23 protein-coding genes and 3 pseudogenes are annotated in these 24,741 nt (G+C 44.3%); 9 read left to right on the plus strand and 17 right to left on the minus strand.

The window, feature by feature from the left end:
• Positions 1 to 426: 426 nt before the first annotated feature.
• From ACZYR9_RS25120 to ACZYR9_RS25130, 3 genes are all read right to left on the minus strand, one after another.
• On the minus strand, positions 427 to 1,722 hold the full coding sequence (locus tag ACZYR9_RS25120) for an IS110 family RNA-guided transposase (RefSeq protein WP_488981155.1): 1,296 nt from the start codon (positions 1,720 to 1,722) through the stop codon (positions 427 to 429).
• 110 nt (positions 1,723 to 1,832) lie between these two features.
• A complete protein-coding gene (locus tag ACZYR9_RS25125; protein ID WP_181410212.1) occupies positions 1,833 to 2,501 on the minus strand; it encodes a PrsW family glutamic-type intramembrane protease in 669 nt (222 codons plus the stop codon).
• 49 nt (positions 2,502 to 2,550) lie between these two features.
• The gene (locus ACZYR9_RS25130; protein WP_141336073.1) at positions 2,551 to 3,264 is read right to left on the minus strand and encodes a cytochrome c biogenesis CcdA family protein; all 714 of its coding nucleotides are present in this window, start codon (positions 3,262 to 3,264) and stop codon (positions 2,551 to 2,553) included.
• Positions 3,265 to 3,614: 350 nt separating this feature from the next.
• Between ACZYR9_RS25130 and ACZYR9_RS25135 the strand changes: the two genes are divergently transcribed.
• Positions 3,615 to 4,703 (plus strand): copper resistance D family protein, encoded by a 1,089-nt coding sequence (locus tag ACZYR9_RS25135; RefSeq protein WP_488981156.1) that lies wholly within the window; start codon positions 3,615 to 3,617, stop codon positions 4,701 to 4,703.
• Positions 4,704 to 4,910: 207 nt separating this feature from the next.
• On the opposite strand, the gene ACZYR9_RS25140 is transcribed toward ACZYR9_RS25135, so the two are convergent.
• From ACZYR9_RS25140 to ACZYR9_RS25155, 4 genes are all read right to left on the minus strand, one after another.
• On the minus strand, positions 4,911 to 5,240 hold the full coding sequence (locus ACZYR9_RS25140; protein WP_488981157.1) for a four-helix bundle copper-binding protein: 330 nt from the start codon (positions 5,238 to 5,240) through the stop codon (positions 4,911 to 4,913).
• 61 nt (positions 5,241 to 5,301) lie between these two features.
• Positions 5,302 to 6,621, minus strand: coding sequence for a cell wall-binding repeat-containing protein (locus tag ACZYR9_RS25145; protein WP_488981167.1), 1,320 nt, complete (start codon positions 6,619 to 6,621; stop codon positions 5,302 to 5,304).
• A gap of 283 nt (positions 6,622 to 6,904) precedes the next feature.
• Complete coding sequence (locus tag ACZYR9_RS25150) at positions 6,905 to 7,546, minus strand: F510_1955 family glycosylhydrolase (RefSeq protein WP_141336075.1); 642 nt, start codon at positions 7,544 to 7,546, stop codon at positions 6,905 to 6,907.
• 147 nt (positions 7,547 to 7,693) lie between these two features.
• Positions 7,694 to 8,242 (minus strand): sensor histidine kinase, encoded by a 549-nt coding sequence (locus ACZYR9_RS25155; protein WP_488981158.1) that lies wholly within the window; start codon positions 8,240 to 8,242, stop codon positions 7,694 to 7,696.
• A gap of 161 nt (positions 8,243 to 8,403) precedes the next feature.
• Here ACZYR9_RS25155 and ACZYR9_RS25160 point away from each other — a divergent pair, with 161 nt between their 5' ends.
• The 5 genes from ACZYR9_RS25160 to ACZYR9_RS25180 all read left to right on the plus strand — a co-directional run bounded on the left by ACZYR9_RS25160 (position 8,404) and on the right by ACZYR9_RS25180 (position 13,810).
• The gene (locus ACZYR9_RS25160; protein WP_181410213.1) at positions 8,404 to 9,576 is read left to right on the plus strand and encodes a murein hydrolase activator EnvC family protein; all 1,173 of its coding nucleotides are present in this window, start codon (positions 8,404 to 8,406) and stop codon (positions 9,574 to 9,576) included.
• Positions 9,577 to 9,795: 219 nt separating this feature from the next.
• Positions 9,796 to 11,286: an IS5 family transposase gene (locus ACZYR9_RS25165; protein ID WP_141336077.1), complete on the plus strand. Its 1,491-nt coding sequence runs from the start codon at positions 9,796 to 9,798 to the stop codon at positions 11,284 to 11,286.
• Between the two features lie 287 nt (positions 11,287 to 11,573).
• Positions 11,574 to 11,825: a FeoA family protein gene (locus ACZYR9_RS25170; protein WP_488981159.1), complete on the plus strand. Its 252-nt coding sequence runs from the start codon at positions 11,574 to 11,576 to the stop codon at positions 11,823 to 11,825.
• A gap of 1 nt (position 11,826) precedes the next feature.
• Positions 11,827 to 12,552, plus strand: a complete 726-nt coding sequence (locus ACZYR9_RS25175; RefSeq protein ID WP_141336079.1) for a FeoB small GTPase domain-containing protein — start codon at positions 11,827 to 11,829, stop codon at positions 12,550 to 12,552.
• Positions 12,527 to 13,810 carry a nucleoside recognition domain-containing protein gene (locus tag ACZYR9_RS25180; RefSeq protein ID WP_488981160.1) on the plus strand — a complete coding sequence of 428 codons (1,284 nt, stop codon included), beginning with the start codon at positions 12,527 to 12,529 and terminating at the stop codon, positions 13,808 to 13,810. Before ACZYR9_RS25175 ends, ACZYR9_RS25180 begins: the two co-directional genes overlap by 26 nt.
• A gap of 101 nt (positions 13,811 to 13,911) precedes the next feature.
• On the opposite strand, the gene ACZYR9_RS25185 is transcribed toward ACZYR9_RS25180, so the two are convergent.
• On the minus strand, positions 13,912 to 15,165 hold the full coding sequence (locus tag ACZYR9_RS25185) for an ISL3 family transposase (protein ID WP_488981161.1): 1,254 nt from the start codon (positions 15,163 to 15,165) through the stop codon (positions 13,912 to 13,914).
• 87 nt (positions 15,166 to 15,252) lie between these two features.
• Here ACZYR9_RS25185 and ACZYR9_RS25190 point away from each other — a divergent pair.
• Positions 15,253 to 15,426: pseudogene (locus ACZYR9_RS25190) on the plus strand (nucleoside recognition domain-containing protein); the annotation flags it as partial.
• 119 nt (positions 15,427 to 15,545) lie between these two features.
• Here the strand turns inward: ACZYR9_RS25190 and ACZYR9_RS25195 are convergent.
• The 3 genes from ACZYR9_RS25195 to ACZYR9_RS25205 all read right to left on the minus strand — a co-directional run bounded on the left by ACZYR9_RS25195 (position 15,546) and on the right by ACZYR9_RS25205 (position 17,425).
• Positions 15,546 to 15,737, minus strand: coding sequence for a hypothetical protein (locus tag ACZYR9_RS25195; RefSeq protein ID WP_155615432.1), 192 nt, complete (start codon positions 15,735 to 15,737; stop codon positions 15,546 to 15,548).
• 470 nt (positions 15,738 to 16,207) lie between these two features.
• Positions 16,208 to 17,182 (minus strand): transposase, encoded by a 975-nt coding sequence (locus tag ACZYR9_RS25200; RefSeq protein ID WP_488981162.1) that lies wholly within the window; start codon positions 17,180 to 17,182, stop codon positions 16,208 to 16,210.
• 84 nt (positions 17,183 to 17,266) lie between these two features.
• Complete coding sequence (locus tag ACZYR9_RS25205; protein ID WP_474323896.1) at positions 17,267 to 17,425, minus strand: transposase; 159 nt, start codon at positions 17,423 to 17,425, stop codon at positions 17,267 to 17,269.
• A gap of 163 nt (positions 17,426 to 17,588) precedes the next feature.
• Here ACZYR9_RS25205 and ACZYR9_RS25210 point away from each other — a divergent pair, with 163 nt between their 5' ends.
• Positions 17,589 to 17,804: a hypothetical protein gene (locus ACZYR9_RS25210; RefSeq protein WP_488981163.1), complete on the plus strand. Its 216-nt coding sequence runs from the start codon at positions 17,589 to 17,591 to the stop codon at positions 17,802 to 17,804.
• 130 nt (positions 17,805 to 17,934) lie between these two features.
• Here ACZYR9_RS25210 and qoxD read toward each other — a convergent pair whose 3' ends face one another.
• From qoxD to qoxA, 4 genes are all read right to left on the minus strand, one after another.
• Positions 17,935 to 18,219: a cytochrome aa3 quinol oxidase subunit IV gene (gene qoxD / locus ACZYR9_RS25215; protein ID WP_141336084.1), complete on the minus strand. Its 285-nt coding sequence runs from the start codon at positions 18,217 to 18,219 to the stop codon at positions 17,935 to 17,937.
• Positions 18,220 to 18,221: 2 nt separating this feature from the next.
• Complete coding sequence (qoxC, locus tag ACZYR9_RS25220; protein ID WP_488981164.1) at positions 18,222 to 18,818, minus strand: cytochrome aa3 quinol oxidase subunit III; 597 nt, start codon at positions 18,816 to 18,818, stop codon at positions 18,222 to 18,224.
• A complete protein-coding gene (gene qoxB, locus ACZYR9_RS25225) occupies positions 18,818 to 20,764 on the minus strand; it encodes a cytochrome aa3 quinol oxidase subunit I (RefSeq protein ID WP_488981165.1) in 1,947 nt (648 codons plus the stop codon). Before qoxB ends, qoxC begins: the two co-directional genes overlap by 1 nt.
• A gap of 75 nt (positions 20,765 to 20,839) precedes the next feature.
• Positions 20,840 to 21,781 (minus strand): cytochrome aa3 quinol oxidase subunit II, encoded by a 942-nt coding sequence (qoxA, locus tag ACZYR9_RS25230; RefSeq protein ID WP_141336087.1) that lies wholly within the window; start codon positions 21,779 to 21,781, stop codon positions 20,840 to 20,842.
• A 45-nt stretch (positions 21,782 to 21,826) separates the two neighbouring features.
• On the opposite strand from qoxA, the pseudogene ACZYR9_RS25235 reads away from it, so the two are divergent.
• Positions 21,827 to 21,976 (plus strand): annotated as a pseudogene (locus tag ACZYR9_RS25235) (IS4 family transposase); the annotation flags it as partial.
• A gap of 771 nt (positions 21,977 to 22,747) precedes the next feature.
• Here the strand turns inward: ACZYR9_RS25235 and ACZYR9_RS25240 are convergent.
• Both ACZYR9_RS25240 and ACZYR9_RS25245 read right to left on the minus strand, forming a co-directional pair.
• Positions 22,748 to 23,926, minus strand: a pseudogene (locus ACZYR9_RS25240) (IS110 family RNA-guided transposase).
• 236 nt (positions 23,927 to 24,162) lie between these two features.
• The gene (locus tag ACZYR9_RS25245) at positions 24,163 to 24,606 is read right to left on the minus strand and encodes a protein-tyrosine phosphatase family protein (RefSeq protein WP_488981166.1); all 444 of its coding nucleotides are present in this window, start codon (positions 24,604 to 24,606) and stop codon (positions 24,163 to 24,165) included.
• Between the last annotated feature and the right edge of the window lie 135 nt (positions 24,607 to 24,741).

Below are 24,741 nucleotides of genomic sequence, written 5' to 3' on the forward strand. Positions count from 1 at the left end.
TGCTGGTCATGAACCTCGAAAAGAGACTCCGGGTTCTCTTTTTGCCTTTTTTGCAATGGCTCTGGTCGACCCTTGCATTCCGCTTGCCCGTGATGCCGTAAAATGTGACCCGTTCAGCAAGCCCTAATTATCTGGAGGAGGCGGAGGCGGGAATAGAGGTTGGGACGCTGTTCCCAATCTATGGATGAGTCGTATGACCGCACTCTGGATATCCACTCTATTCCCCCGACGGCTTACCCTCCTCCCATGTCACGCTGGGTCTTAGCCCTTACATTCCTTCGTTCTGCCTCTCGAGGTGTGGACGCCGTTTCCTTGCTCCTTTACTGGGTCGTTGCCCTTATGGAAATAGATCCTACGGCTGCTCCGTGCTTCAATTGTCGTTGGTTTATTTCAAGTTCTGTGTGAGAAACGTGAAAATGGTTTGAATTAAGCTGCCATCTGTAACTGGGCCTGACGTACCGGCCCCAGAACATCGGATGGCTGGTACGGAATGCGTTTGGTGCCTAGCGTGTACAATACTCGGATTAATTTACCACAGAGCGCCACAATGGATTGCTTCTTTTTCAGCGGGTTGTGACTTCGCTTCGTGAAGTACTGGTGCAACGCCTTAAACTCGGCGTTCTTCGCCACCATCGGCATCATCGCTCGGAACAACAAAGCCCGAAGCCTGGATCTGCCACGCTTTGTAATCGTCGATTTGCCTTTCTTCTTGCCAGAGCTGTTTTCTTTTAGATTTAAGCCAGCGAGCCGAATAATCTGCTGGCCGTGGTCGTAACCACTAAGGTCCCCGACTTCAGCCAGGAAGCCGGCGAGCGTCACGATGGCAACACCAGGGATGGTCAGCATTTCTTTCGTTCCCGGAATTTGAGCTAACAAACGCTCCACTTCTATCATGATGTCCTCAAGCTGCTTGGCGAACATCTCGTATTGCTCCAGAAGAGTCTTCAGCTCAATTTTCGCTGCTGCCAGTCCTTGTTTAAGGCCGATGGAGGTTCTCGCCGTTTCAAGCAACTGCGACGCTCGTTTGGGACCGACGGCGCGCTTTACGTCTTCTTTCCAACGACGCACGATTGCGCCCACACCTAGCGCCACAATCTCGCTCGGAGTCGGGAATTCACTCAGCGTAATCAGCGAAGCCTTGCCCTCCCAGTCCTTAAACACCTGGCCATACTCCGGAAAGAAGCGGTCTAACCAATTCTGAATGCGGCGCTGGACTTGGCCGAAGTTAACCATGACCTTCTCCCGAAGATTCATCAGGATCCGAAGATCTGCGTAGACGTTCATCGGCAATTTAGGCTCGCTGTATTTCCCATTGCGCACCAGATCGGCGATAACTTTGGCGTCTTTGTAATCGTTCTTGGTCGGTGAGTTGTCCTCAAGCTCTTTGCTCTTGTTTACGTGATGCGGGTTAACAACGACGACTCCTACGCCTTCACGCTGCAGATATTCAGCCAGTGGAAACCAGTAGTGTCCGGTGGGTTCGATCCCCAAGACGATTTCCGTCTTGTGATGTCGCCACTGAAGCTCCTTCATCCACGTTACAAGTTTCGTTAAGCCTTGATGATCATTGCCGAACACGCAGTCTTTACCGAGCTCGATTCCGCGGAAATCGACGGCTCTGGCGACATGTGTTTTCTTGGCAATGTCGGCTCCGACAACAAGAGTTGATTCGGTAATTTGTTGAATTCGTTGATTCTGTTTCTTGGCGTGTTTATACTTCATTGTAGAGTGCCTCCTGCGCTGGGATTTGTTCTTTGGTCGGAACGTTCCCCAGTATACAGAAGGTACTTTTTTCATTCAAACCTCGAATTCATTCATTACAGGAATGGCTCCTATTTTTCTGCAAGACCCACCGCACCCTTGCCAATACTGAGATTCATTTTTCGAATATTAAACCACCAAAGGAAGCTCATAAATGTAATAAGTAATCCACGGCCAAATGGCATTTCCAAATGATTCATAAGGTTAAATACACCATGAAAACAAGCTGGGAGGAGGATGGAAAGAATATAGTACCGTATTTTCGGATTGTTTTTCATTTTAGCAAAATAGTATCCCATAGTAATCCCAAACAAAACGTGTCCGGAAACAGGAAGCAGTGCACGCGTCCAGATTACAGAAAACTCGTTTCCGTTCCCTAGAATAACATAAAAAAGGTTTTCAACCGTTGCAAAACCAGCCGCTATCGCTACGGCGTACACAATTCCATCAAAAAATTCATCAAACTCAGTATGGTTGTATATTAAAAAGTACAGCAGAAACCATTTGATGAACTCCTCAAACAATCCCGACAGCAGGAAGGACTCGATCCATATGCCCCCATTATAAGGAGCAAGTATACTCTGCACAACGATTAACGGAAACACGACTAATCCGCCAATGATAAACACTTTGATTACCAGTTTAAAAGGCTCTGGTTTTAACTGGTCTTTTAAATAAAAATAAGCAAGCAGGCACACCCCCGGTGCCACGGCTCCTATAAGCTTTGAAATTACCTCCATGCGCACCACCCGGTTTTCGGTTCTTATATAATAGGCCATTCTGTTAACATCAGAATCCCGTAAATCCTCCATATAAACGAATAAAGAAAATGGTAATTTTCGTCATCTGATCTGTATATAGAAGTATGCCGACGACTACCATCATCCCTCCCCCAATTTTCATCATCAAGGCCGAATATTTCAGGAATATTTTAATCTGACTAATAAAAAAGCTCATAATGAAAAATGGTACGGCAAATCCGATCATATAGGCCGTTAAGTAGTACACCGATTGCTCCGGATTTGTAACCCCGAGTGTCATAATTGTCGTCAAGATCGGTCCAATGCACGGAGTCCAACCTGCTGCATAGGTAATGCCAACAAGGAATGAACCTACATACCCTACCGGTCTTGAATTCAACTGAACCCTCTTTTCCTTCAACATCCATGTTGGCTTGAAAATCCCTACCATTGTTAGCCCCATAACCACAATCAAAATTCCGCCCAACTGTCGTAGTAAATTTTGATTTGACGTAAACAATTGTCCTATCAAACTTGCCGACATACCTAAAGCGATATAAATGATTGAAAATCCCATTATAAAGAAGAGCGTATGTAAGAGCACCCTCTTTTTCTGCAAATGATTTCTCTCTTCAATATCCTTGACAGAAACACCGGTAATATACGAAATGAAGCTTGGATACAGCGGTAAACAGCATGGTGACACGAAAGAAAGAATTCCCGCTCCTAATGCTACCCAAATTGTAATATCCGTTGTAAACATAGATCACCTCGTAATGTTTATCCGTATGCAGGCCTACTAAATTAATAAATGATCATATCATTATATATAAAGTACCACATCGATTATTGATTAAATACTATGCGATGTAGTATATTAATGACAATCTCATGAAACTTTTAGAGACTCTTAGTATAGCACCAAAAGATTAGAGGAAGTTCTATTGAGAATGTTCAAAATATCGCTTCATTTATTTAACTAACTGCCTTTTTTTTCTTGTATAATAAGTTCGAGATATCCATTTTACAATAGCGTTACAGTTTTGATTTGGTTTTGTGAAAGGGCCGTGTTTGTTTTCGGGGCCTTCATCATGACTATTTTAAGGAGAAGAAATGGTATATATTACTGAATTCCTTTTATATTGTTGCTTTTGTATCTTAGTCGGACATCAAATATTAACATTTGTACCTGAACATAGGCGTCCTGAAATTATAGTTCCTGATTGGTTAGTGAACGTATCTATAGTCGGAATAGCTGTTTTATCCTTTTTCCCACTTCTGAGGATTACGACTATGCTTTCAGGAGAATTTGAAGCTGAGTTTGGAGTTATTTTTAAAGGAATACTGTTTGATTTTAATATAGGACACGCTTGGCTGATAACATTAGTATTAGCCGCTGTATTGATAAGTGTACGCTACATTAAGAAAAATACAAATGAACCAAAACTTGAATATATAACATCAATATTTACATTTGCTTTAATATTGGCATTTGGCTGGGCCAGCCATTGCACAGCCAGTTATCAGTTAAAGGGCTTTATTCCACACGGAATTCATTTTCTGGCCGTATGCATTTGGATAGGTACTTTATTAGTCGTCTCCTGGTTTTCCAAGAACAGTGATAATTGGCTAGCTTTTTTAAAATGGTTTAGTCCAGTTGCTTTAATTTGCTTAGTCGCAACAATAAGTGCTGGCTTCTTTTTAATGACGCTTTTAGTACCCGATTACGTGAATTCGTGGATCGTTCCTTATGGTCAAGCTTTACTATTTAAACACTTATTTATTATACCTTTGCTGACATTGGCCTTTAAAAATGGTGTTTTGGTAAAAAGAAAACTATACTCTAATCCACAATTTAATCCGATACCGTGGGTCAAGGCAGAAAGCATTTTTGCTTTACTGGTTTTCTCTGCAATGGCGGTAATGGGACAGCAATCTCCAACAGAGAATCTCGCGGCTGTCATCCAATTTGAGAAGCCATCTGCATTGTTCCAAACTTTTTATCAGGAAACAATCGAGCCTTCAACTTCAATACATTTGGTGCCAAACGAAACCAGCATTTTGTTAGCATTTATTGCAGTACTCTTTTTGCTCTCAATGCTGATATTATTCCAAAAGCGAATAAACAGCGGATTGGCAACGGTTTTTGGGATTTTATTTGTCTGTACCGCTTATACTGCATTAATGTTAGGAATTCAATAATATTCTGCACTCCCAAGCGGAGTGCTTTTTTAATACTCCCAAAGGCTGAATCAGTTCATCATGCACATCATAAACATCATAGAACCGTTCATCATGGAACCATTCATCGTTTCATCTGCCCTCCCTACTTCTATGTAGTGGATTCATTTAAAAATCCCCCTAGTTGCATAGGGGGATTGAGCAAATTACTTAGCTGATATCAATCCGTTACGCGGCCATGGCCCTGCAAGCTTTCGCACAGGAGAAGCACGCTTCGGCACAACGTTGATAGTGCTCGTGTTCATGCTTTTTGCATTCATTCCCGCAAGCCTCACAAACCTCCGCACAGATACGGCAGAGCTCTTTCGCGTAGGAACTGTTCATCGACATTGCTTGCGCGGTGAAGGCACAAATATCGGCACATTCCCGGTCCAAACGAATGCATTCTTTCATCATCGCGACATGATCTTCTTTTAGACAAGCGTCATAACAGTGATTGCACGCTTGCATACAACGGATACATTCCTCAATGCAGGATTGAAATTGTTCGTGCGACATGGGTAGTAGCCTCCTTTTGTTTGTTCTATATGGTTACCCCATTTGAGAGTAAAACCATTCATTAATGTTTCATGCCCGACATGCTAAACATATCATGTCCTGCTGATCCTCCGGTAGTATTTGGCTGTGTGGTGCCTGTGTTCGTTGTGCCACCACCATGACCTCCATGGCCTTCCCCAGATGCGGATACGATCTCAAGCATCGTATCGATCTCGCCCTGTGCCGCGGCGCTAAGTGCGTCATCGCCGCCGGTTAACCAAGCATGATTGTAAGGCCCTTCGGTGGGAGATTCTTTATACTTCGGTTGAATAGACATCACATACGACATAACGGAATCCGGCATCTTAGCTTTATTGGTCCAAAGCAGCGGCGCATGTTTACCTAAATGGGAGAACGGCGCAGCGGCCAGCGCCAAGGCTGGCGTATCCTTACTTACAAACGAAAAATTGTGTCCCGGCGTGGTAATGCCCCATCCAAAACCGGTTGCTGGGTCTTTGTATTTCGCAAACGCAACGGCATTTTCATACGGATCGTTCCCGGCAATCCGAACAACCTTCCCGTATTCATCCAATTGCTTTTCCACGTTTGCGGATACTACAGATTCCGGTCCAAGAATGTAGATATTGGCTTTTCCTCCACGCGTTTTTAGGGCATCTATAGTTTCCGCAGGAACTTCATCCTTTTTGACATAAAGCAATGGCTCCGGCATGTGAGCGATCCAGTTTACCGCAGGGATCGTATATTCCTGACTGTCCTTCGAACCAACGATGACCGAAGGCGGATTCTCACCTGCGGTTTTCGTATAATAGGCATCAATTGCTTTGGCTACCGCTGCTGGATTGCCGCCTGCGATTTTATCCGTTTTCAGTCCAAGCTCCTTGACTTGATCCTCTACTTTTTGACCGAGATCGCCGACGAGCACGACCTGAACGCCGCTGTTCATCTCCACGCCTTTCGGCTTTAGCCGCTTGAGTTCGTTTAAGGTGACGTCGGGAATCCCCTCCTTATTCACGAATAACACAGGACCGTTATTCGGATGGTGAATCAAATCCGCGCTAGCCAGCGTCGTTTGCCAATCCTGTGGATTCGCAAGGACCACGCCGCCCGGCCGGTTATCATCACTTGTGGCCATCCAGAGGGTTTGCGATATAACGGCGGCAGCCTCGGCCGGATCGTTTGTGTTGATGCGCGTCGTGTTTTTCGATGCCAACCATGGACTTTTAACCGCTGTCGCCGGTTGACTTTGGGTGGTACTCTCCTGCTGCCCCACACCCGTATTATGTCCCTCTTGCTGCGAGGACGAATCGTTATTGTTGAAACAGCCCGTCAAAGCCAAGGCCGTAGCCACAGAAACGATTCCGACTTTCATTATCTTGGCCATGTTTTTTTTCATTTCACAACCTCCTATTCATGGTTTTTTTTGGCTTGTCCTTGATCAACGATTTGCTGCCAAGCGACACCATTATCAGTGGAAACATAAACGTCTTTTTTTCGGTGGCGGAGGCCCATTCTTTCGGACTGGTCGGGCTCCCCGATAGGTACGCAATCACGTCACCGTTTTGCACCGGCGTTTTAATGGTGACCGGTTGTTTCGTTTCCAGATTAACGTTAACCAGTTCGGATTTTCTGGTACCGATCAGCAGCTCCCCTTGATCCGTAAAAGCTTATGCAGAAACCGGCTGGTCGGTATAAACAGCGGCAAACGTTTGACCGTTATCCTTCGAAAGATAAGCACCCGAGGTTGTGCCGATGGTGACGATCGTGTCCTGTGTCGGATGAACTGCGAACGCCGTAATCTGCCCGGAAAGACCAGTCATTGGGCTGTTCACCCACGTCTTGCCCTCATCTCGACTGTAGAACAACCCAGCATGCTTCATTTTCGATTTTGGCTCGGAATTCAGGACATAAACGGTATGCGTTCGGTAACTCACGCTCATGCCATGAAGTTCCACTTCACCCTCCAAAGCCAGAACGGTAATGGATTTCCCTTCATCGGTACTTTTAATCAGGCCCATGGGATTTTTGTAGGTGGAACCGACTGCAGGATGACCGCTGCTGTAAAAACCGTTATCGGCCATCGAAAAACCCATATAATCATGCTTCTCCCCTGGGGCGTCACTCCACTTGCCATCGGCATAAACTTTTAGCCCGTTAAGTGCCGGAATCAAAAGACGTTTGCCGTCGCTGGAGTAACCAAGGCCATGAATGTGCGTAAATGCTGTACCCCCCGCATCGTGGGAGCCATGCCCATCGTCGGCCGTTTTCTTGGAACATGCTGTGACCGCTGCTGCTATGACAACTGCCATCGCGAGTGTGAAGATTTTTTTCAGGAAAACATCCCCCTAAACCGATTTTCTATGTGTTGATCTCCGCGCCAAGTCAGACGATTGGCTGGATAGTATAAGTATAACCAGCACTTGTGAAGATCCTGTGTAGATGTACAGGTGTTTGGCTTAAAATGAACGGTTTTCTTTAGGCAGTCGGATAGTAAACTTGGTTCCATGCTTGCTTTCTGCCCACACTTGCCCGCCATGAGCGGTGACTAGCTTCTTTACGATAGTTAACCCCAAACCGCTGCCGCCGGTTTTCCGGTTTCGCGACTTGTCCCCCCGGTAAAATCGCTCAAAGATATACGGTAAATCCTCTTGCCCAATGCCGCTGCCCGAATCCTGCACGCGAATCAGCACGTCTTGTGGTTCCTCGACAGCTTCAACTTGCACCTGTCCATTTTCCGGCGTGAATTTCAATTGAATCGGTGTCCATAATCCCCCCATCCAAACCGAGACGGCAAGCAAGTGGACAAGATCCATGCCCACAGCGAAGTATCCCCCATAACGCGGGTAAGTGGAATGGCCGGTAGAAAATGGCCAGATCAAAACCGCGACCACCAAGCCTACGAGCTGAAGTTTGTTGCGCAGCAGAAGGGTGCTGGTCGACAAAAGGATGATTTGCAAAATTGGAATCCAGACAAACTGCAAAGCTAAAAATTCAGACAGCGGCATTTGCTGCAGTTCCAAACGTCGCAGAATAATTAGTAAGAAAAGCACCACGACACTGGAGCCGTATAACTATAGCTTATTCCGACAAAATTTGACTTTAAAAACGATGTATTGTAGTTTTTATTATGGTAGTTCTTTTGAATCTTTGCTGCAGAGGAGGAAACATGAGAAAAAGCTACTATTTCATTATTTCGACTTTGATACTGTCTGCCATTCTCCCTAATACCGGGATTGCTCAGATGAATCAAAGTCAAATTAATCAAGAACTAAATAAAATTAATAAGTCTATCACCGAAGAAAAAGCAAAATCATCAACAATAACGAAAGAAATTAACCAAATTGAGCAACAAAAAAAACAAATAAAATCGGAAATAACAGCTATTCAGGGTCAGATGGATGCTGCAGGAGAGAAACTTTTTGATCTTCAGCAGAAGCTGAAAATAAAAGATTCAGAACTTCAGGATAATGTGAACCGGTTAAATGAAGCCATTGAACGAGTTGATGAACGCAAAAAATCAATGGAAACTCGGTTGAAAGTGATGTATATGAATGGAATGATTTCATATTTCGACGTTCTTTTCAGCTCAACTAGTTTCGGGGATTTTATCGAAAGATTTGAAGCCCTCAAGTCTATTCTGGAGCAGGACAAGCGGCTATTAGATTCTTTGGAAAAAGACCGTGAAATGATTGCTCAAACCAATTTAGCCATTAAGCAGCAGCAGGAATCATTAAAGCTATTATTACAAGAAGCAGAACGTGTAAAGTCCGAGCTCGCTCTAAAAGAAAAAAACAAAGAAGTTGCTATCCTGTCACTAAATCAAAAAGAAGAATATCTGGAGGAAGTATCGGAAGAACAAGAAAAGAAATTGATGGCTTTAGCGAGTAAGCAAGCTGCACTGCTGAAAGCCAGAAGCAATACTAGTGTAAAATCGTCAAATAGCAAGCTTCAGTGGCCTCTTCCTAAAAAGTACCCCATTACATCGAATTTTGGAACTCGTATCGATCCTATAACTGGTAAATCGGGGGCTTCTCATAATGGTCTCGATATCGGCGCCCCTTCAGGAACATCCATCCTCGCAGCTGAAGCAGGGACAGTAATTGTTGCTCAGTGGTGGAGCACTTATGGAAATACGGTAGTTATCGATCATGGAAACGGTCTTTGGACCCTATATCCTCATATGAGGATGAACGGCATAAAAGTGAAAAAAGGGGATTTGGTAAAACGCGGCCAACTCATTGGTGAAGTTGGTTCTACTGGCCGTTCCACTGGACCTCATTTGCATTTTGAAGTTCGGGTTAATGAAAAGGCAATAAATCCAGAATCATTTTTGAACTAGTGACCCATATCGTCATGTCTAGGTAAATTTACTACCTTCCGAATAAGCAATCAGAATACTGTGTCTACCAAATATCGAAAGGGAAGCAAGGCTATTTAGGGCTTGCTGAACGAAAGAAAAAGCCAATAGTAGCAAGGGTTTGGCGCCTCTTTTGTCGAAATGAAGTGCAAGGAAAACAGAGGCTTACCGTGAAAAACCTTGCACTTGGAGGCGTCCGAATTGTATCAGCGAACCGAGAGCCAAATGATCATGCCAGGCGACTTCTTCCTGCCGTTCGGCGGGAAGCTCGCAGAAGATAACCGCTGGGTGCTTCTGGCCCAGATGATTCCCTGGTGGAAAATCGAGGAGAAGTATGCGAAAAACTTCAAAAAGAGCCTCAAGGGTCAAAAAGCCGTATCGATCCGTGTCGCGCTCGGCGCGCTCATCATCCAGGAGCGGCTGGGCACCGACGATCGGGAGACGCTTCGGCAGATCCTGGAGAATCCGTATTTGCAGTACTTCCTCGGTCTTCCGGAATACCAATACCGACGTCCGTTTCATCATTCGCTCATGACGCATTTCCGCAAGCGGCTGGGCGGCGAGATCATCGATGAAGTGAATGAGTGGATCGCACTCGAAGAATCGCGCAATAACAGCGAATCTCCAGATCAATCGGACGACGACGATGATCCAAGCGGCGGAGCTGCCGCGCACACATCCGACGAATCGGCAGAACCGCAGCCGCGGCAGATAGAACTGACGAACGAGGGCGAACTGCTGCTGGATGCGACCTGCGCGCCGGCGGACATCGCCTACCCGACGGATCTGTCTCTTCTGAATCAGGCCAGAGAAAAGCTGGAGCAAATCATCGACATCCTGCATGAACCGGAACGCGGAAAGACTCGCAAGCCAAGAATATACCGGGAGCGTGCCCGCAAAGCCTATCTGGCGGTTGCCAAGCAAAGGCGCGTGAAGCCGCGCACGATGCGCAAAGCAATCCGCAAGCAGTTGCGGTTCGTGTCCCGTGATCTGCGCATCATCGCCGAACTTGCCTCCACGGGCGGCCTGACGCGGCTGCCACGCCGCATGTACAAGGAACTTCTGGTCATTCAGGAACTGGTTCGCCAGCAGCAAGCGATGTACGACAAACGTACGCACAGCGTACCGGATCGGATCGTCAGCATCGCGCAGCCGCACGTGAGGCCGATCGTGCGCGGCAAAGCCCGCGCGAACGTCGAGTTCGGGGCGAAGCTGGCGATCAGCGTGGTGAACGGTTATGCGTTCCGGGAGCACCTGTCCTGGGACAACTACAACGAAGGCCAGACGTTGCAGGCTGCAGTGGAACGCTACCGCGCTCGGTTCGGCACTTATCCGAAAGCGGTGCTGGCCGATCAGATTTACCGCACGCGGGACAACTTGCGCTTCTGCAAGGAGAAGGGAATACGATTGAGCGGACCGCAATTGGGTCGTCCGTCAGCCGATCAGCAAGAGCAGAAGAAAATCGCCAAGGCGGATACAACCGCGCGCAATGCGGTGGAAGGAAAGTTCGGCGAGGGCAAGCGCAGCTACGGGCTTGGCCGTATTCGAGCGCACCTTCAGACGACGAGCGAGACCATAATCGGGCTGCAACTGCTGGTGATGAACCTCGAAAAGAGACTCCGGGTTCTCTTTTTGCCTGTTTTGCAATGGCTGTTGTCGAGACTCGCAGTCCGCTTGCTCCTGCTACCGTAAAATGTGACCCGTTCAGCAAGCCCTATTTACCATCGCTTCCCTTTTGAAAATTCCTCCTTGTAAACTTGTTATTCACCCTGTTCTCCACTATACAGACAAACACTTTGCGTACAGTTTTTGATACCCTCATTTTTTGCCTTAGGAAAAAATTGTTGTACTCGTAACACTTTTTTTGTGATATCATAAAATATACACATGAACATTTATTCATTGGTTTTTTACGACCTAAAAGTTGCCCTAGGCAAACATTGTGGCGGTTTGCTCAATTTAACGAGGAGGATGAATCCATGAATGCTCACCATCTTATCCCTCTATCTGAATGTAAAACTGGACAGTGTATTCAATTAGTAAAGTGTGAAGTGCCCGGTGTGCTGCGGAGAAGACTGCTTGACCTTGGATTTGTACCTGGCACAATAGTTAAAGTGCTGCAAAAAAGTCCGTTAGGCGACCCCGTTGCTTATCGTGTAAGCAATACAACCATAGCACTGCGAAGAGAAGAAGCAAATCTGATTTTTGGCGAACTAAAGGAGGCAGAATAATATGGTGACCTTCCGGATTGCTTTAGCAGGAAATCCTAATACGGGAAAAAGCACCTTGTTTAATACATTAACGGGATTGCGTCAACATACAGGTAACTGGGCAGGAAAAACCGTTATTCGAGCCGAAGGGAGTTATGAATATCAGAATCAAACTTACAAAGTCATCGATCTCCCGGGTACTTATTCATTGTTCACTAACTCCGTGGATGAAGAAGTAGCTCGTGACTACATTATTTTAGAAAAACCGGATGTAACCGTGGTGGTCCTTGATGCTACATCTTTGGAAAGAAATTTGAATCTCGCATTACAGGTTCTCGAAATGACCAGCAAAACGATCCTTTGTATTAATTTGATGGATGAAGCTCTAAAACTTGGAATTGAAATTGATGAAAAAAAGCTTTCCGAAAAATTAGGAGTTCCTGTCGTGAAGATATCGGCCCGCAAAAAAGAAGGAATCCAAAGCTTAAAATCATCGATCTATGATGTCGTATCAGGAAATATTGTACCTAAACCCAGACAAATTCTATACAGAGAAGAAATAGAAAATCGAATTAGAGCTATAGAGAGTGAAATTAGAAATTTGCTTGGCGACAGTTATCCTTCAAGATGGATGGCACTCCGTATTTTGGAAGGTGATCAAAGCATTCTGGACGCCATGGAGAGATTTGAAAGCAGTGGTGTTGGAAGGGAGCTGAACACCTATGGAAACTCAAGCTGTCACACATAATTCAGCTGTAAATCAATTAAGACAAAAGTTTCTTACAGGTGACGAAACCATCCGTGAACAGATGGTCAGCGATATTTATGCCAATGCAAGAGAATTATGCCAGGATATCCTGATTTATAAAGATCGTAAAAAGTTAATGAGTACGTACCATTTGGATAAAATCTTGACATCACCGATTTGGGGATACCCAATCATGCTCGCCATACTCGGCATCGTATTTTGGCTTACCATTGCCGGTGCAAATGTTCCCTCATCCATGCTGGCTACTTTCTTTGGATGGATTGAAGGCTATTTAGTTACAGGATTTAAAGCTATCAATGCTCCAGCTTGGCTGACCGGTTTGCTGGTCTTAGGACTGTTCCGCGGCACTTCATGGGTTATTAGCGTGATGCTCCCTCCGATGGCCATCTTCTTTCCCGTTTTCGCCCTATTGGAGAATTTCGGCTATCTCCCCCGTGTTGCCTTCAACATGGACCGGTTGTTTAAGAAGTCCGGCGGGCATGGCAAACAGGCCCTTACGATGTCTATGGGATTCGGATGCAATGCAGCTGCCATTATGTCAACAAGAATTATTGAATCGCCGCGTGAACGTATGTTGGCTATTCTGACCAATAATTTTGTGCCATGCAATGGCAGATGGCCTACTTTGATATTACTCTCTTCCCTCTTTATGGCTGCTGGTGTAGCTGGTCAACTACATTCTCTGACCACCGCACTGGTCGTTATGGGAATGGTATTGTTCGGCATTGTGGTTACATTGACTATATCTTGGGTGCTTTCCAAGACAGCGCTGAAAGGTGTTCCCACCCATTATACGCTCGAACTTCCTCCATATCGCCGGCCTCAATTTTTAAAAACAATTTTGATCTCATCCAAAGACAAATCTTGGTCTGTATTAAAACGTGCGATTATTATAGCTGCACCTGCTGGAGTTATCACTTGGATTTTCGGAAATATTTTCATTGACGGTACCAGTGTGTTAAATCATATGGCCTCATTTTTTGATCCATTTGCCCAATTACTTGGACTCGACGGTTTTATTTTGATGGCCTTTATTCTCGGCCTTCCGGCAAACGAAATCGTGCTACCGATTTTGCTTATGGGTTACCTTTCTTCAGGGGCAATGGTGGACGCAGATGGTTTTGAGAATATCAAAAGTATCTTTCTCGATCAGGGATGGACGTGGTTGACCGCTCTGAACATGATGTTGGCTCTTCGCTCTACTGGGTGGGTAGAGGCGCAAATATTAGTTTTATAACCCTTCCGCCTCTAAGAGAATTTCAGAGATTGAAACAGCCCTCAAGAAGAGCACTTGACCGCTGTTTCAATCTCTGAAGCGTGGTATTAAGGCGGTAAGGGTTATTGAGCTCGGCGTGCTCCGAGCGTTGGAAGTCGGAGCTTATTCGCGGTCATGTAGACCATGGCGATCAGATTTTCTACGTTGCGGTAACCTCTGGCTCGCCGTTTGGCTGCTTGCACCAGACCATTAATACCTTCGAGCAAACCGTTCGTCATCTTGCTGTGGAACCAGCGTAATATGCCTTCCTCATGTTGCTTGATCGTCTTGGCTAAGCTAATCATGGGCGAGAGCTTTGATCGAGTGGCCCAGCCGATCCATTCCCGCAAATACACATCCGCCAAAATATGCGGGGTAGTCCAGAGATCCTGTAAGGCCAGCTTAAGACGGTAAGCCCGCCCAGTCTGCAGGTTGCTGTCCTTTAGGCGCAGTAAGGTTTCTTTCTGCTCCGCTTTGAGGTTTGCTTCGTTCTTCAACCAGATGTATTTCGTTCGCTTCAGTTCTGGCGTTTGCTTCTGCTCTTGAATTCGAACCTCATCTAGGGCTTCGCCCACCAGCTTCATCACATGAAATTTGTCAAAGGTGATCTCGGCATCAGGGAAATATTCCTCAATCCCTCGGATAAAGGCGGGTGACATATCGCAGCATACTTCTTCAATCTGCTGCGCGGCAGCACCTTTTGTTGTCAGATACGACTTAAAGCGCTCCAACGTATCCATTCCTTTGCCTTCAGTTGCAAACAGCACGGTTTTGCGATCAACATCAACAAACAGGGTAATGTAGCGGTGCCCTCGCCTAGATGACGTCTCGTCAATCGCAATCCGTTTCACCTTGGATATATCAAGCTCTGCCATCGCTTTATCGACGTAGTGATGGAAGATGCGCCACATCCGTGTGTCATGTTCTCTCAGCTCACGGGCTGCCGCATTGACGGGCATTTCCGCCATCAATCGCATCGCCCATGCTTCAAAGAGCAAAGTGAAATGAGAAAGCGGTCTGGCCCACTTCACCGATACTTGCGTTATCTTGTTACACGCCTTGCATTTTACTCGTGGCATTCTGGCGTGCATATATGTTTTCCAATTCCAGAAGTCCAAGTGTCGCCAGGTCTTCTTCTCGGAGTCATATGCTTTACAAGCGATCCCGCATAAGGGACAAGCGAAGGTTGCTCCTCGTGCAAAGTCGATAAACAGGTGCCAAGCTTGATCCATATCGTCAAACTCAACATGCGTCAATTTCCATGGTTCTTCCAACTGTAACGCCACTTTGAACATCTCTGAAATCATATTGTCACTACTGCTTAATGTAGTCCACACTAGTCATCCCGCCCTATTAATCATCTTACAGAGCAGTATTGACTAAATTTCTATTAAGCAGACATTAGCCATGAACTATAGCGAGGAAGCATGATGTTATTTTCACTCCTTCACTATCCCTGCGGCACAACATTAATCAATATCTTTAAAGAAACACGTAGTCCAAAATGGACATTCCTGGCATTCTTGATACCTACCTTTATAGCCATTTTCGTAGTTTTTGCCACAACACAACTCGCCAGAATTTTTGGATGGGTATAAGTAAAAAAGGTAGAAAGAGTCAGCTTTGTAATTCGACTCTTTCTACCTTTTTTTGCAGTCAATTCAATAAATAAATAATCTAATGGCTTTTCAAACTAAACAATGAGGTTATCTCTAAATCACCCCATGTATTGTGGGGGTACCATCAGATATCCTTTGGCTATAGCAAAATAAAACAAAAACATACTCATTATTAACAAAACAGCCCAAATGCTCGCTTGAAGTTTTTTGCCCTGAAAAATGCGGACAAAAGCCAAGCCAAAGAATGATCCCATGACCACCAAAACCAGGATCCAAACAATTGTTAACATATTGAATTCTCCTCATACCATAGAAGTTAGCAAATAAGCACATTTTAATAATGTCAGTTGTATGAATGGATCACCTCTTCATCCGTTCCGTGTGCCGACTTTCTTTGATTGACGAATAATTTTCGTCTACCTAAAAATAACACATATATCCATTATTAAATACTACGTTTGATAGTATATTAATGACAATACCTTGAAACTTGTATAAATCATCTTCACAATATTCCTTTAATGATGTTTTTTCCATTTGTCCATAAAATTTCCCCTTAAGAGGCTGTTCAAAAAGCACTATTTCAGTTTGAAGACAGCAGCATAAGTAGCCAATAGAGACTCCAAAATTGGAAATGAAAGGGGTGCCATGGGATCGATTAATCTTCATCGGCACCGATTCAATTTCAGTCCTTAATTTTGGACAGACGTATCCCTTGTGCCGTGATTTTCTTTTTTTTTCAATTGCTTCTGGAGGTGATTTACCCTGCCAGCGGCAGCGAGATTTGCTCCACTTGAATCTCTTGCAGCTTTTTCATGTTTGCAACATGATTCGGTGGTAGAACCGTCTCCCGTACATGCGCAATCATTCGTTCAATCAACCGAAACGCATCTCGCAGGATGAACCATTTCTCGACGCATTTGGTTGTACGAACCGGCACCTTCTTATGCTTCATGACGGAAGTCAGCTGATTCGACTCTTGTGCAAACGCCAACTCCACCTGCTTACGGAATTTCAGCATGTGTTCTTGCAGCATGCTTCCCTGTGGTACAGGGCCGTGGAAAACCGGGGGTTCCGTGAAGGAATAGCCGAACTGCTTCTCGCAAAGGCCTTGAAGCGGACAGGCGGCGCATTTCTCATCGTCTCCGCGAAACCAGGCGGTGTATGTATCTTTATCGAATCCGTCGAACATAAGGACATGACCTTGCTCGCATTCCGGTTTTCCTTCGGGGGAGCAGTGTTCAGGAATGATGGTGTTTTTCTTGTTTTCCGTTACGACCGCCACATCGTGCTTCAGGAGCGCCTCCTTTTGATCGTCGGCATCGAAATAACCCAAATCCGCCACCAGATAGTCGACCTTCAATCCTTCGATCTTCTTCATCATTTCAATGAGCGGCAGCATCACTTTGACGTCCGCCGTATCATTGGGGAGGAGGATAGAGAACAAGACAATTGGACCTTTCGGGCTGGGACAGACGATAGAATGCTTCCGGTAGCCAATGAAAAACTTGTTCTGGTTCGCCTTCGTTCGCTGCACACCGCAGGTGGCATCCGGATCGGAGTATGTCTTCTCACAAGCGCACTTGTTCTGATCCGGGCAAGAGCAGCGTTTGTGCTTGTATCCGTTGACGTTAGCCCAAATCGGCCTGGAATCGATGCCCGTAAGCGTCGGCAGTAAAAAATCCTTCAGTTTTAACGCTTGGGCAATGAGATCGAAAAGAATGGCATAAAACAATTCGGCACTGACTTTGGCTCGGAAGTTGCTCAGGCAGCTGTGAGCCGGCACCTTTTTGATATTGGGGACCCCGATAAAGTTACGCTATGCTTGGTTTTTGGGCTCCTTTAGTTGCATCACCAGATCCCGAGACGAGGAGATCTCCGGGCGTGTAAAGTAAAGGTAGTGCATCCGAAAGCAGACTCTTGGGTCGATAGGAGGACGACCGCCATCTTTGTAAAGCGGTCTAATTTTCTCAAGCAAGACAATTCGCCGATTTCGTGCTGAACTAAAATAGCTATCTTCAGGTTATCCACATTCCGCATTCATGTTCATATGAATGTCAGGAAAATTTAGAAAAACGACAGAAATACTTGACGATTTTGTGAACTTGATGAATAATATACAAAAAAGGAGAATGAGTGAAATGGAATCATATGTAAAAATATTAAATGCTGTGAAATATGTAGGTGGTACTGTACTAATAATTGGAATTGTCATTTTCTTGTACGGTTTTTTTGTAACCGATTACAGTTCAGTAACAGGCATTGGTATCGGTACAGTTATGGGCGCTGCTTTTATCTTTTTAATGGGGGTGTTTCTAGTAGCTTCTGGAGAGATGGTGACAAAGATTAAAAAATAAAGTGAATATGTAATTTGCATATATAGATGTGTGTAGGAGGAATAGTAGATAAAATTAAATGGTGGCTGCGCATTACATGAACAAAAAAAGAGAGCGCCGGATAGACGCCCTCTTTGATACATTCGTATTATTAGTAGTATCCCCAGATCAATGTTAGTAAAGTACCGAAGACGGTAACTAGAGCTATGAATAATCCATAATATATGCTCGTATAGATTGATTTTTTATCCTTAGTTTCACCAGCGTGCATAAACACAACTAGCTGAACGGCTGCCTGTATGAATGCTGTTACAAGAAGAATCGTCGAGCCTACTGTGAATGACATGTCAAAGAAGTAAACAGTTAGAGCAACTGCAGTAAGGATCAGTGAAAATACAAAGCCCACTACTTGTTTGCGCGGGAATAATTCTTTCATGTTTACATCATTCCTTTCAGGTAGACGAAACTAAAGATGAAGATCCAAACTACGTCCAGGAAATGCCAGTAAAGAGAGAAGATGAATGCTTTATTGGTTGTTTCAGGAGTCAACCCGCGCTTTTTAACTTGTTGGATGATGAATAATCCCCAGAATATACCAAATGTAACGTGCGCTCCATGCGTTCCTAATGTAAGTAATAGGATAGCTGTAAATGCACTAGTTTGTAGTCCTGCTCCTTCGTGAACATACATAACGAAATCATAAATTTCAACTCCTAAGAATCCTAGACCAAGAAGTAGCGTGATAGCAAAGAATGTCATCATCGCTTTTTGCTTGCCGATACGCATTGCGTGAATACCAAGACCAATAGTAAAACTACTTGTTAAAAGCAAGATTGTTTCAATTAGTACTGGGGTAATTTCGAAAATCTCTGCTCCAGTAGGACCGTTTCCAGTCCGATCAACTAATGTGAAATAGGATGCGAAAAGCGTTCCAAAAAGCGCAATTTCCGCTCCAAGAAAAATCCAGAATCCTAAGATATTTAAGCGATTTTGTTCCGTGCTATATTCAAGTGGCAGCGAGTGATCTATTTTCATTAGTTAGCACCTCGCAATTTTTTTTCTGTCTCTTCAATTTCTTCAACAGGGATGTAACGGCCGTGATCTTTTTCAAATGAGCGGTGGGCCATACAAGCAAAGATACCGATTGTTGTAAGGATTGCAACAGTCCACATGCCGAATACAAATGCAAAACCCCATACGAAGAAGATGCTACCCATGATAAACGGCACGCCACTGTTATTTGGCATATGAATTTTCTCTATTTTACCATTGAATAATTTAAAGCCCTTTTTCTTCGAATCCCAGAATGCTTCAGTTGAATTAACTGTTGGTACAATTGCAAAATTGTATTCTGGTACTGGACTATGAGTAGCCCATTCAAGAGAACGTGCATCCCATGGGTCAGCATGAATATTTCTTGGTGAGTAACGAATACTGTAGTAAACGTTATAAACAATTAGAGCAAACCCGATCGCTAGCCCGATGGCTCCAATGAAAGAAATCATGTTCCATAGACCAAATCCAGTTGATTCAGAGTACGTGTACATACGACGTGCTTGACCATCTAAACCAGAGATAAACATTGGGAAGAATGTTACACAAACGCTGATTGAGATAAACCAGAACGCCCATTTCCCAATTCTTTCATTCAGCATGAAACCGAACATTTTTGGCCACCAGTAAGTGAGACCGGCAAGCATAGCGAATACAACACCAGGAATAATTACCAAGTGGAAGTGAGCTACTAAGAACATTGTATTATGGTATTGGTAGTCAGCGCTTGCCATTCCAAGCATAACCCCGGTCACCCCACCGATTGTGAAAATGGGAATGAAACCTAATGAATAAAGCATTGGAACGGTAAAAACAATTTTACCTTTTCTAAGCGTGAACAACCAGTTAAAGATCTTAATCCCGGTCGGAACAGCAATCGCCATAGTTGTAATCGAGAAGATACTGTTAACTAGTGCTCCCTGACCCATTGTAAAGAAATGGTGAACCCATACTAAGAATGAAAGCAGAGAGATAGCCACCATAGAGATTACCATTGATTTATAGCCATACAGGTTACGACGTGCAAAGGTTGAGATAATTTCACTATAAATACCGAATGCCGGCAAGATTAAGATATAAACTTCAGGATGTCCCCAAACCCAGAACAAGTTCGCCCAAAGCATGTCCATCCCGCCATTAGTCGAAGTAAAGAAGTTTGTTGCAAATAGTCGGTCCATTGTCCCCATTATAAGCGCCACTGTTAATACAGGGAAAGCGAAAACGATGATAAGATTAGTGATTAAGGCAGACCATGTGAACATTGGCATTTTCATTAATGTCATACCAGGTGCTCTCATTTTAAGAATGGTAGTGATAAAGTTAATACCCGTTATTAATGTACCAAGACCTGAAATCTGAAGAGAAAATATATAATAGTTCGTTCCTACAGATTCACTGAATTCAGTACCTGCAAGTGGAAAATAAGAAGACCAACCTGCATCAGGAGATCCACCAATTACGAAAGAGATGTTGAACAACAGCGCTCCGAAAAAGTAAAACCAAAAACTTAGTGCATTTAAACGTGGGAACGCTACGTCACGAGCTCCAATTTGTAATGGAACAACGAAGTTCATTAAGGCCATAACGAATGCCATAGCCATAAATATAATCATAACAACCCCATGCGTAGTGAAAATTTCATTATACTCCTGTGCACCTAGCAACGTGTTTTCAGGCACAGCAGTTTGGGCACGCATCATAATAGCATCTACACCGCCGCGGAATAGCATTAGCAAAGCAGATATCAGATACATAATACCGATACGTTTATGGTCAACTGTCGTTAACCATTCACGCCATAAATAGCCCCATTTTTTAAAATAGGTTAATCCAACGATTATCGCGATAAGAGTAAGAGCAATGGCAACCATCGATGCGTAAATCGTAGGACCTGGATTAGGTACGGCAAATCGATCAAAGAAATCCATACTTTTTGTGACTCCTTTCAGGAAATATATTGCTTTAATGCAAAACTAGTTGTTTTATCGAACGATTGTTAAATCTTAATGATTCATGTTGTTCATGTTGCTTTGGTCAGAATTTTTTTCGGGTGAATCTTCGTCAGATTCATCGGATTCCTCAGAATCAGTTTCTTTAGTGTCAGATGATTCTTGGTTATGATGACCTTCTGGAGGTGGTGAGAAACCTAAATGAGTTCCAGTGAACGTGGACTGTCCAAGGTGACCTGGTTCTAATAATTCATAGAATTTTTCTTTAGTAAGAGGTTCAGCAGTAGCTTTAATTTCATCTACCCATTTATCGAATTCTTCTGGAGGCATTGCCTTAACGTTGAACGTTTGCTGAGCAAAACCTTCACCGGTGAAGTTTGCGTTTCGACCCATATATTCCCCTGGAACATCAGCTGCCAAGTTTAACGTGTTAACCATGTCAGCCATCGCATATTTTTGTCCTCCAAGTTGAGGAATCCAGAAACTGGAGATTGGTCCATATGAATAAAGTTTAAATTGAATTGGTCGGTTTGTTGGTATAAACAGGTAATTAACAGTTTCAATATTTTCTTCCGGATAACTAAAATGCCACTTCCAGTTAGATGATGAAGCGTAAATAACTAATGGTTTTTGTTCGTATCCTTTCGGTATTGCCTCAACTTCATATGTCGATTTAACCGTAACAACTGATAGGAAAGCTACGATTATAATCGGGATAGCCGTCCAAATTATTTCAAGTTTAAGACTACCTTCAATATGAGGAGGTTCATAATCTTTTCTTTGTTTAGACGCACGGTATTTTATTATCATAAATACGTAAAGCAAGATAACGACAATGACAACAATCGCCATTGTCCAAATCGATATCATAATGACATCGGCTGTCGTTCGAGCTTGAGGCCCTTTAGGATCCAAGACCGTTAACGGCTTTTCGCAACCGGTTAACACTGTGATAATAGTGAAAATGAAAACAAATAAAGCCCATTTTACTTTCATACAGATTCCCCTTTCTTTGATTTGGTTGTAGTTAGATAATTGGATTTACAGCAATTAATCGAGCTTCTTGAAGATACCCTAAAAAAGACAAGCAAGGAAATCCAAAAAATAATCAAAACTCAACTTCAGCAATGGATCGCCGGCCTTCCCAATTACATTAAGGCTTATTTGTTGAATTCACTCTGCGAAGTTTGAGTTCATAACATATCCCTTTCTTAATTACTGAATTCCACCTTCCTAATCATAGTTTACGGATTATGACCTTAGATCCGCTTAAAAAAGATGGTACAATAATTTAACTATATTGAGTAGTTATTTATTCATTTGTCAAAACATATTCATTCTTTGTTCACCGGTCTCACACAAATTAATCACAGAACGTTCATAGACTTTGATAATCGTTCATAAGCGCATGGTATTAAAGAAAATATACAATTTTTGTAAATGCAACTGACTCTCTTAAGAACAATTAGGGAAGCGTTGCAAGAATTCAACTATTCCTATATAGGCGAGTTTGAAGTGCGGTGAAAAACCTTTCCATTCTTAATTTTGTTAGAATATCGGATGCCTACAAGTCGGTGTCCATGATTTATTTAGTTATGCTGGAATGCTTCAACCAGCAGTAAACCAAAAGACTAAGATATGCGGGATAATCTCAACCTTGACTACAACAAGACCAAAGAAAAATAGTCTTAATGATTACATCAGTAGACCCCCATCATTATCGTTGCCTTTTGCTTTAATCTATAATTTGCCATGCTCCCCGTTCACAACACCGTCTCACTCCAAGGTTCAATGCAGATCGGAACGTAAACCGCTTGATTTCACAAATTTGTCAAGCTAGCAGCAAAACCAGCTAATGTTTGTCATGCTCTGAGATCTTGGCTTAGAATCGAATTGCTGATGTAATTTTCTGAGCATGCCAAATAACCTCCATTGGCGTGGAGGTTTTTGGTTAAATATGGTTTATGCGTGGTAGGGCTGGTTCTTATTCAAGATGGCGTAAATGTGATGCAATAGCTTGTTGGCGCAAGCAATCACCGTCATCTTGTAGAGCTTGCCCTCTAGTCTTTTCTTATCATAGTAAGCCTTTAGCCTTGGGTTCGTGCCGCGCCTTAATCCGCATTGAGCTGCCATATACAAGGCTCTACGCAAGCGTTTTGAGCCCCGCTTTATTATTCGGTTGCTAGAGGCCCTAAATTGTCCGGAGCTGTATACACCAGGATCCAGCCCCGCAAATGCTACAAGCTGCTTGGCATCTCCTAATTGGCTTGCGTCTCCGATTTCCGACACTATGGCTGCTGCCAGTTTATCTCCCTATCCCCGGAATACTCTTTATGAGTTCGACTTCCGGCAGTAATTCCGCTAGCCGATCCATCTGCTCTTCAACCGTTTGGAGCTGTTCCCGCATGGTGAGAAGTAACGAAACCATACTCGACAGCATCTGAATTTGAGCGGCGCTCTTCTTCTCCCTTGACCACACTTGCAGGATCTTACCCAACCGCTCTGTTTTCGTACCTATCCAGGATTCGGAATGCGACTTCCCGGCAACCTGACGGATGAGTTCATCCAATTCTTGCGTCTGACCAGACAAGCAAGCCTGCAAAGCCTTTAGAGCCGTGACTGAGTAGAGATCGTAGAACACTTCCTCATAGGCAGGAAACACCTGATCCAGCAGCGCCCGCATATTGAGCTTCGCCTGAACATAAAGCGAGGTGACGAATTCGTGCTGTCGGGTTACATGCTGAAGTTCCGTATAATTCTCGTTCCAGCTTCGATGCGGGTGCACATCGCCGCGGTAATACATCTCGGCCAAGTGCCAAGCGTCCGCCGCATCCGTCTTCACCTTTCGAAGTTGTGCGCTCTTCGCACGTTTGGACAGAAGCGGATTGACGATGATATGTTTGATTCCGCTTGTTGCCAAATACGCCACCACGACACGGTGATAATGGCCTGTCGCCTCCAGAATGACAACCGGTTCTTCTCCGTACGTTCTCTGAGCTCGATCAGCACTTCCCCAAGTCGCCTAAATCCCAATTCTGTGTGCCTTATGGATTCCGATTTTCCATAGGCCTCATTACGCTTAAGAAATGCTTGGATCATACTTGTCCCTTTCGATACATCCAAACCTACAACCGGTTCCATTTCATCCTCCTGAATTATAGTCCGCCGGCACTCCCACGATGGTTCCAAACCCATAGCTTCGCTTGTGATGCGAGGTCATAGCCTCAACCAGCTCAAACATGGTCATTGGGGGCAGTGGGAGAACAGTTTTTTTGACGGGGTCGAACCCCAAAAAAGCCCACGTTCTCCCGGCTACCATCGTAATGCACCTAAGGAAATAGGCCAACCAGAAGTTTATGGGACAGCCCCTTATATTTTTATTTATCGGGATATAGTTTTTTCAGAGATTCTTTCTGTGATGGCTTAATATCAATGATGTTCCGGATGCTCTTTGCTTTTGCCTCAGCTTCATCAAGCGTAGAACTTAATCCCAAAGCAAGTAAGGTACCCGCTGCTACCGTACCGGTTCGTCCCTTTCCTCCGCCACAATGAACCGCAACCTTCTTGTTTTGATGATAAGCTTCGGTGACGGCCCGGATCGCTTGCTCAAAGGCTTTTTCTTGCGGCACAGCAGCATTATCCGCTAACGGAATTTGAATCCATTTCGCACTAGCCGCTGGATAGGCGCATTCCGTTGCTTCGCCGCGCAGATCCACGATCACGTCGATGCCTTCATTTTTCACCATCGACTCAACGTCAGCTGCCGCGCCCATGAAAATTTTATCCGGGATCAAAGCATGGTAGTTTTTTTCAGACGACATGGACTACACTCCTCGTATCATATTTGTTGTAAAGCTTTGAAGGCCAATTTCCAGTTCCCCAGGGAACTGGCGACCGCTTTCAAAATTTCCAGCGTTGGCTCTTTGAAAATTGAATTGGGACTGGACTTTTCGAGA

Source organism: Paenibacillus sp. F024 (assembly GCF_057814255.1).

Excerpts from the sequence above, each read along its gene's own strand:
- ACZYR9_RS25135 (WP_488981156.1), top strand. The coding sequence starts at position 3,615 with ATGGTATATATTACTGAATTCCTTTTATATTGTTGCTTTTGTATCTTA.
- ACZYR9_RS25155 (WP_488981158.1), bottom strand. The coding sequence starts at position 8,242 with ATGCCGCTGTCTGAATTTTTAGCTTTGCAGTTTGTCTGGATTCCAATT.
- ACZYR9_RS25130 (WP_141336073.1), bottom strand. The coding sequence starts at position 3,264 with ATGTTTACAACGGATATTACAATTTGGGTAGCATTAGGAGCGGGAATT.
- ACZYR9_RS25125 (WP_181410212.1), bottom strand. The coding sequence starts at position 2,501 with ATGGAGGTAATTTCAAAGCTTATAGGAGCCGTGGCACCGGGGGTGTGC.
- ACZYR9_RS25210 (WP_488981163.1), top strand. The coding sequence starts at position 17,589 with ATGGAATCATATGTAAAAATATTAAATGCTGTGAAATATGTAGGTGGT.
- qoxC (WP_488981164.1), bottom strand. The coding sequence starts at position 18,818 with ATGAAAATAGATCACTCGCTGCCACTTGAATATAGCACGGAACAAAAT.
- ACZYR9_RS25170 (WP_488981159.1), top strand. The coding sequence starts at position 11,574 with ATGAATGCTCACCATCTTATCCCTCTATCTGAATGTAAAACTGGACAG.
- ACZYR9_RS25120 (WP_488981155.1), bottom strand. The coding sequence starts at position 1,722 with ATGAAGTATAAACACGCCAAGAAACAGAATCAACGAATTCAACAAATT.
- ACZYR9_RS25140 (WP_488981157.1), bottom strand. The coding sequence starts at position 5,240 with ATGTCGCACGAACAATTTCAATCCTGCATTGAGGAATGTATCCGTTGT.
- qoxA (WP_141336087.1), bottom strand. The coding sequence starts at position 21,781 with ATGAAAGTAAAATGGGCTTTATTTGTTTTCATTTTCACTATTATCACA.
- ACZYR9_RS25150 (WP_141336075.1), bottom strand. The coding sequence starts at position 7,546 with ATGGCAGTTGTCATAGCAGCAGCGGTCACAGCATGTTCCAAGAAAACG.
- ACZYR9_RS25145 (WP_488981167.1), bottom strand. The coding sequence starts at position 6,621 with ATGGCCAAGATAATGAAAGTCGGAATCGTTTCTGTGGCTACGGCCTTG.
- ACZYR9_RS25195 (WP_155615432.1), bottom strand. The coding sequence starts at position 15,737 with ATGTTAACAATTGTTTGGATCCTGGTTTTGGTGGTCATGGGATCATTC.
- ACZYR9_RS25245 (WP_488981166.1), bottom strand. The coding sequence starts at position 24,606 with ATGTCGTCTGAAAAAAACTACCATGCTTTGATCCCGGATAAAATTTTC.
- ACZYR9_RS25160 (WP_181410213.1), top strand. The coding sequence starts at position 8,404 with ATGAGAAAAAGCTACTATTTCATTATTTCGACTTTGATACTGTCTGCC.
- qoxD (WP_141336084.1), bottom strand. The coding sequence starts at position 18,219 with ATGAAAGAATTATTCCCGCGCAAACAAGTAGTGGGCTTTGTATTTTCA.
- qoxB (WP_488981165.1), bottom strand. The coding sequence starts at position 20,764 with ATGGATTTCTTTGATCGATTTGCCGTACCTAATCCAGGTCCTACGATT.
- ACZYR9_RS25175 (WP_141336079.1), top strand. The coding sequence starts at position 11,827 with ATGGTGACCTTCCGGATTGCTTTAGCAGGAAATCCTAATACGGGAAAA.
- ACZYR9_RS25180 (WP_488981160.1), top strand. The coding sequence starts at position 12,527 with ATGGAAACTCAAGCTGTCACACATAATTCAGCTGTAAATCAATTAAGA.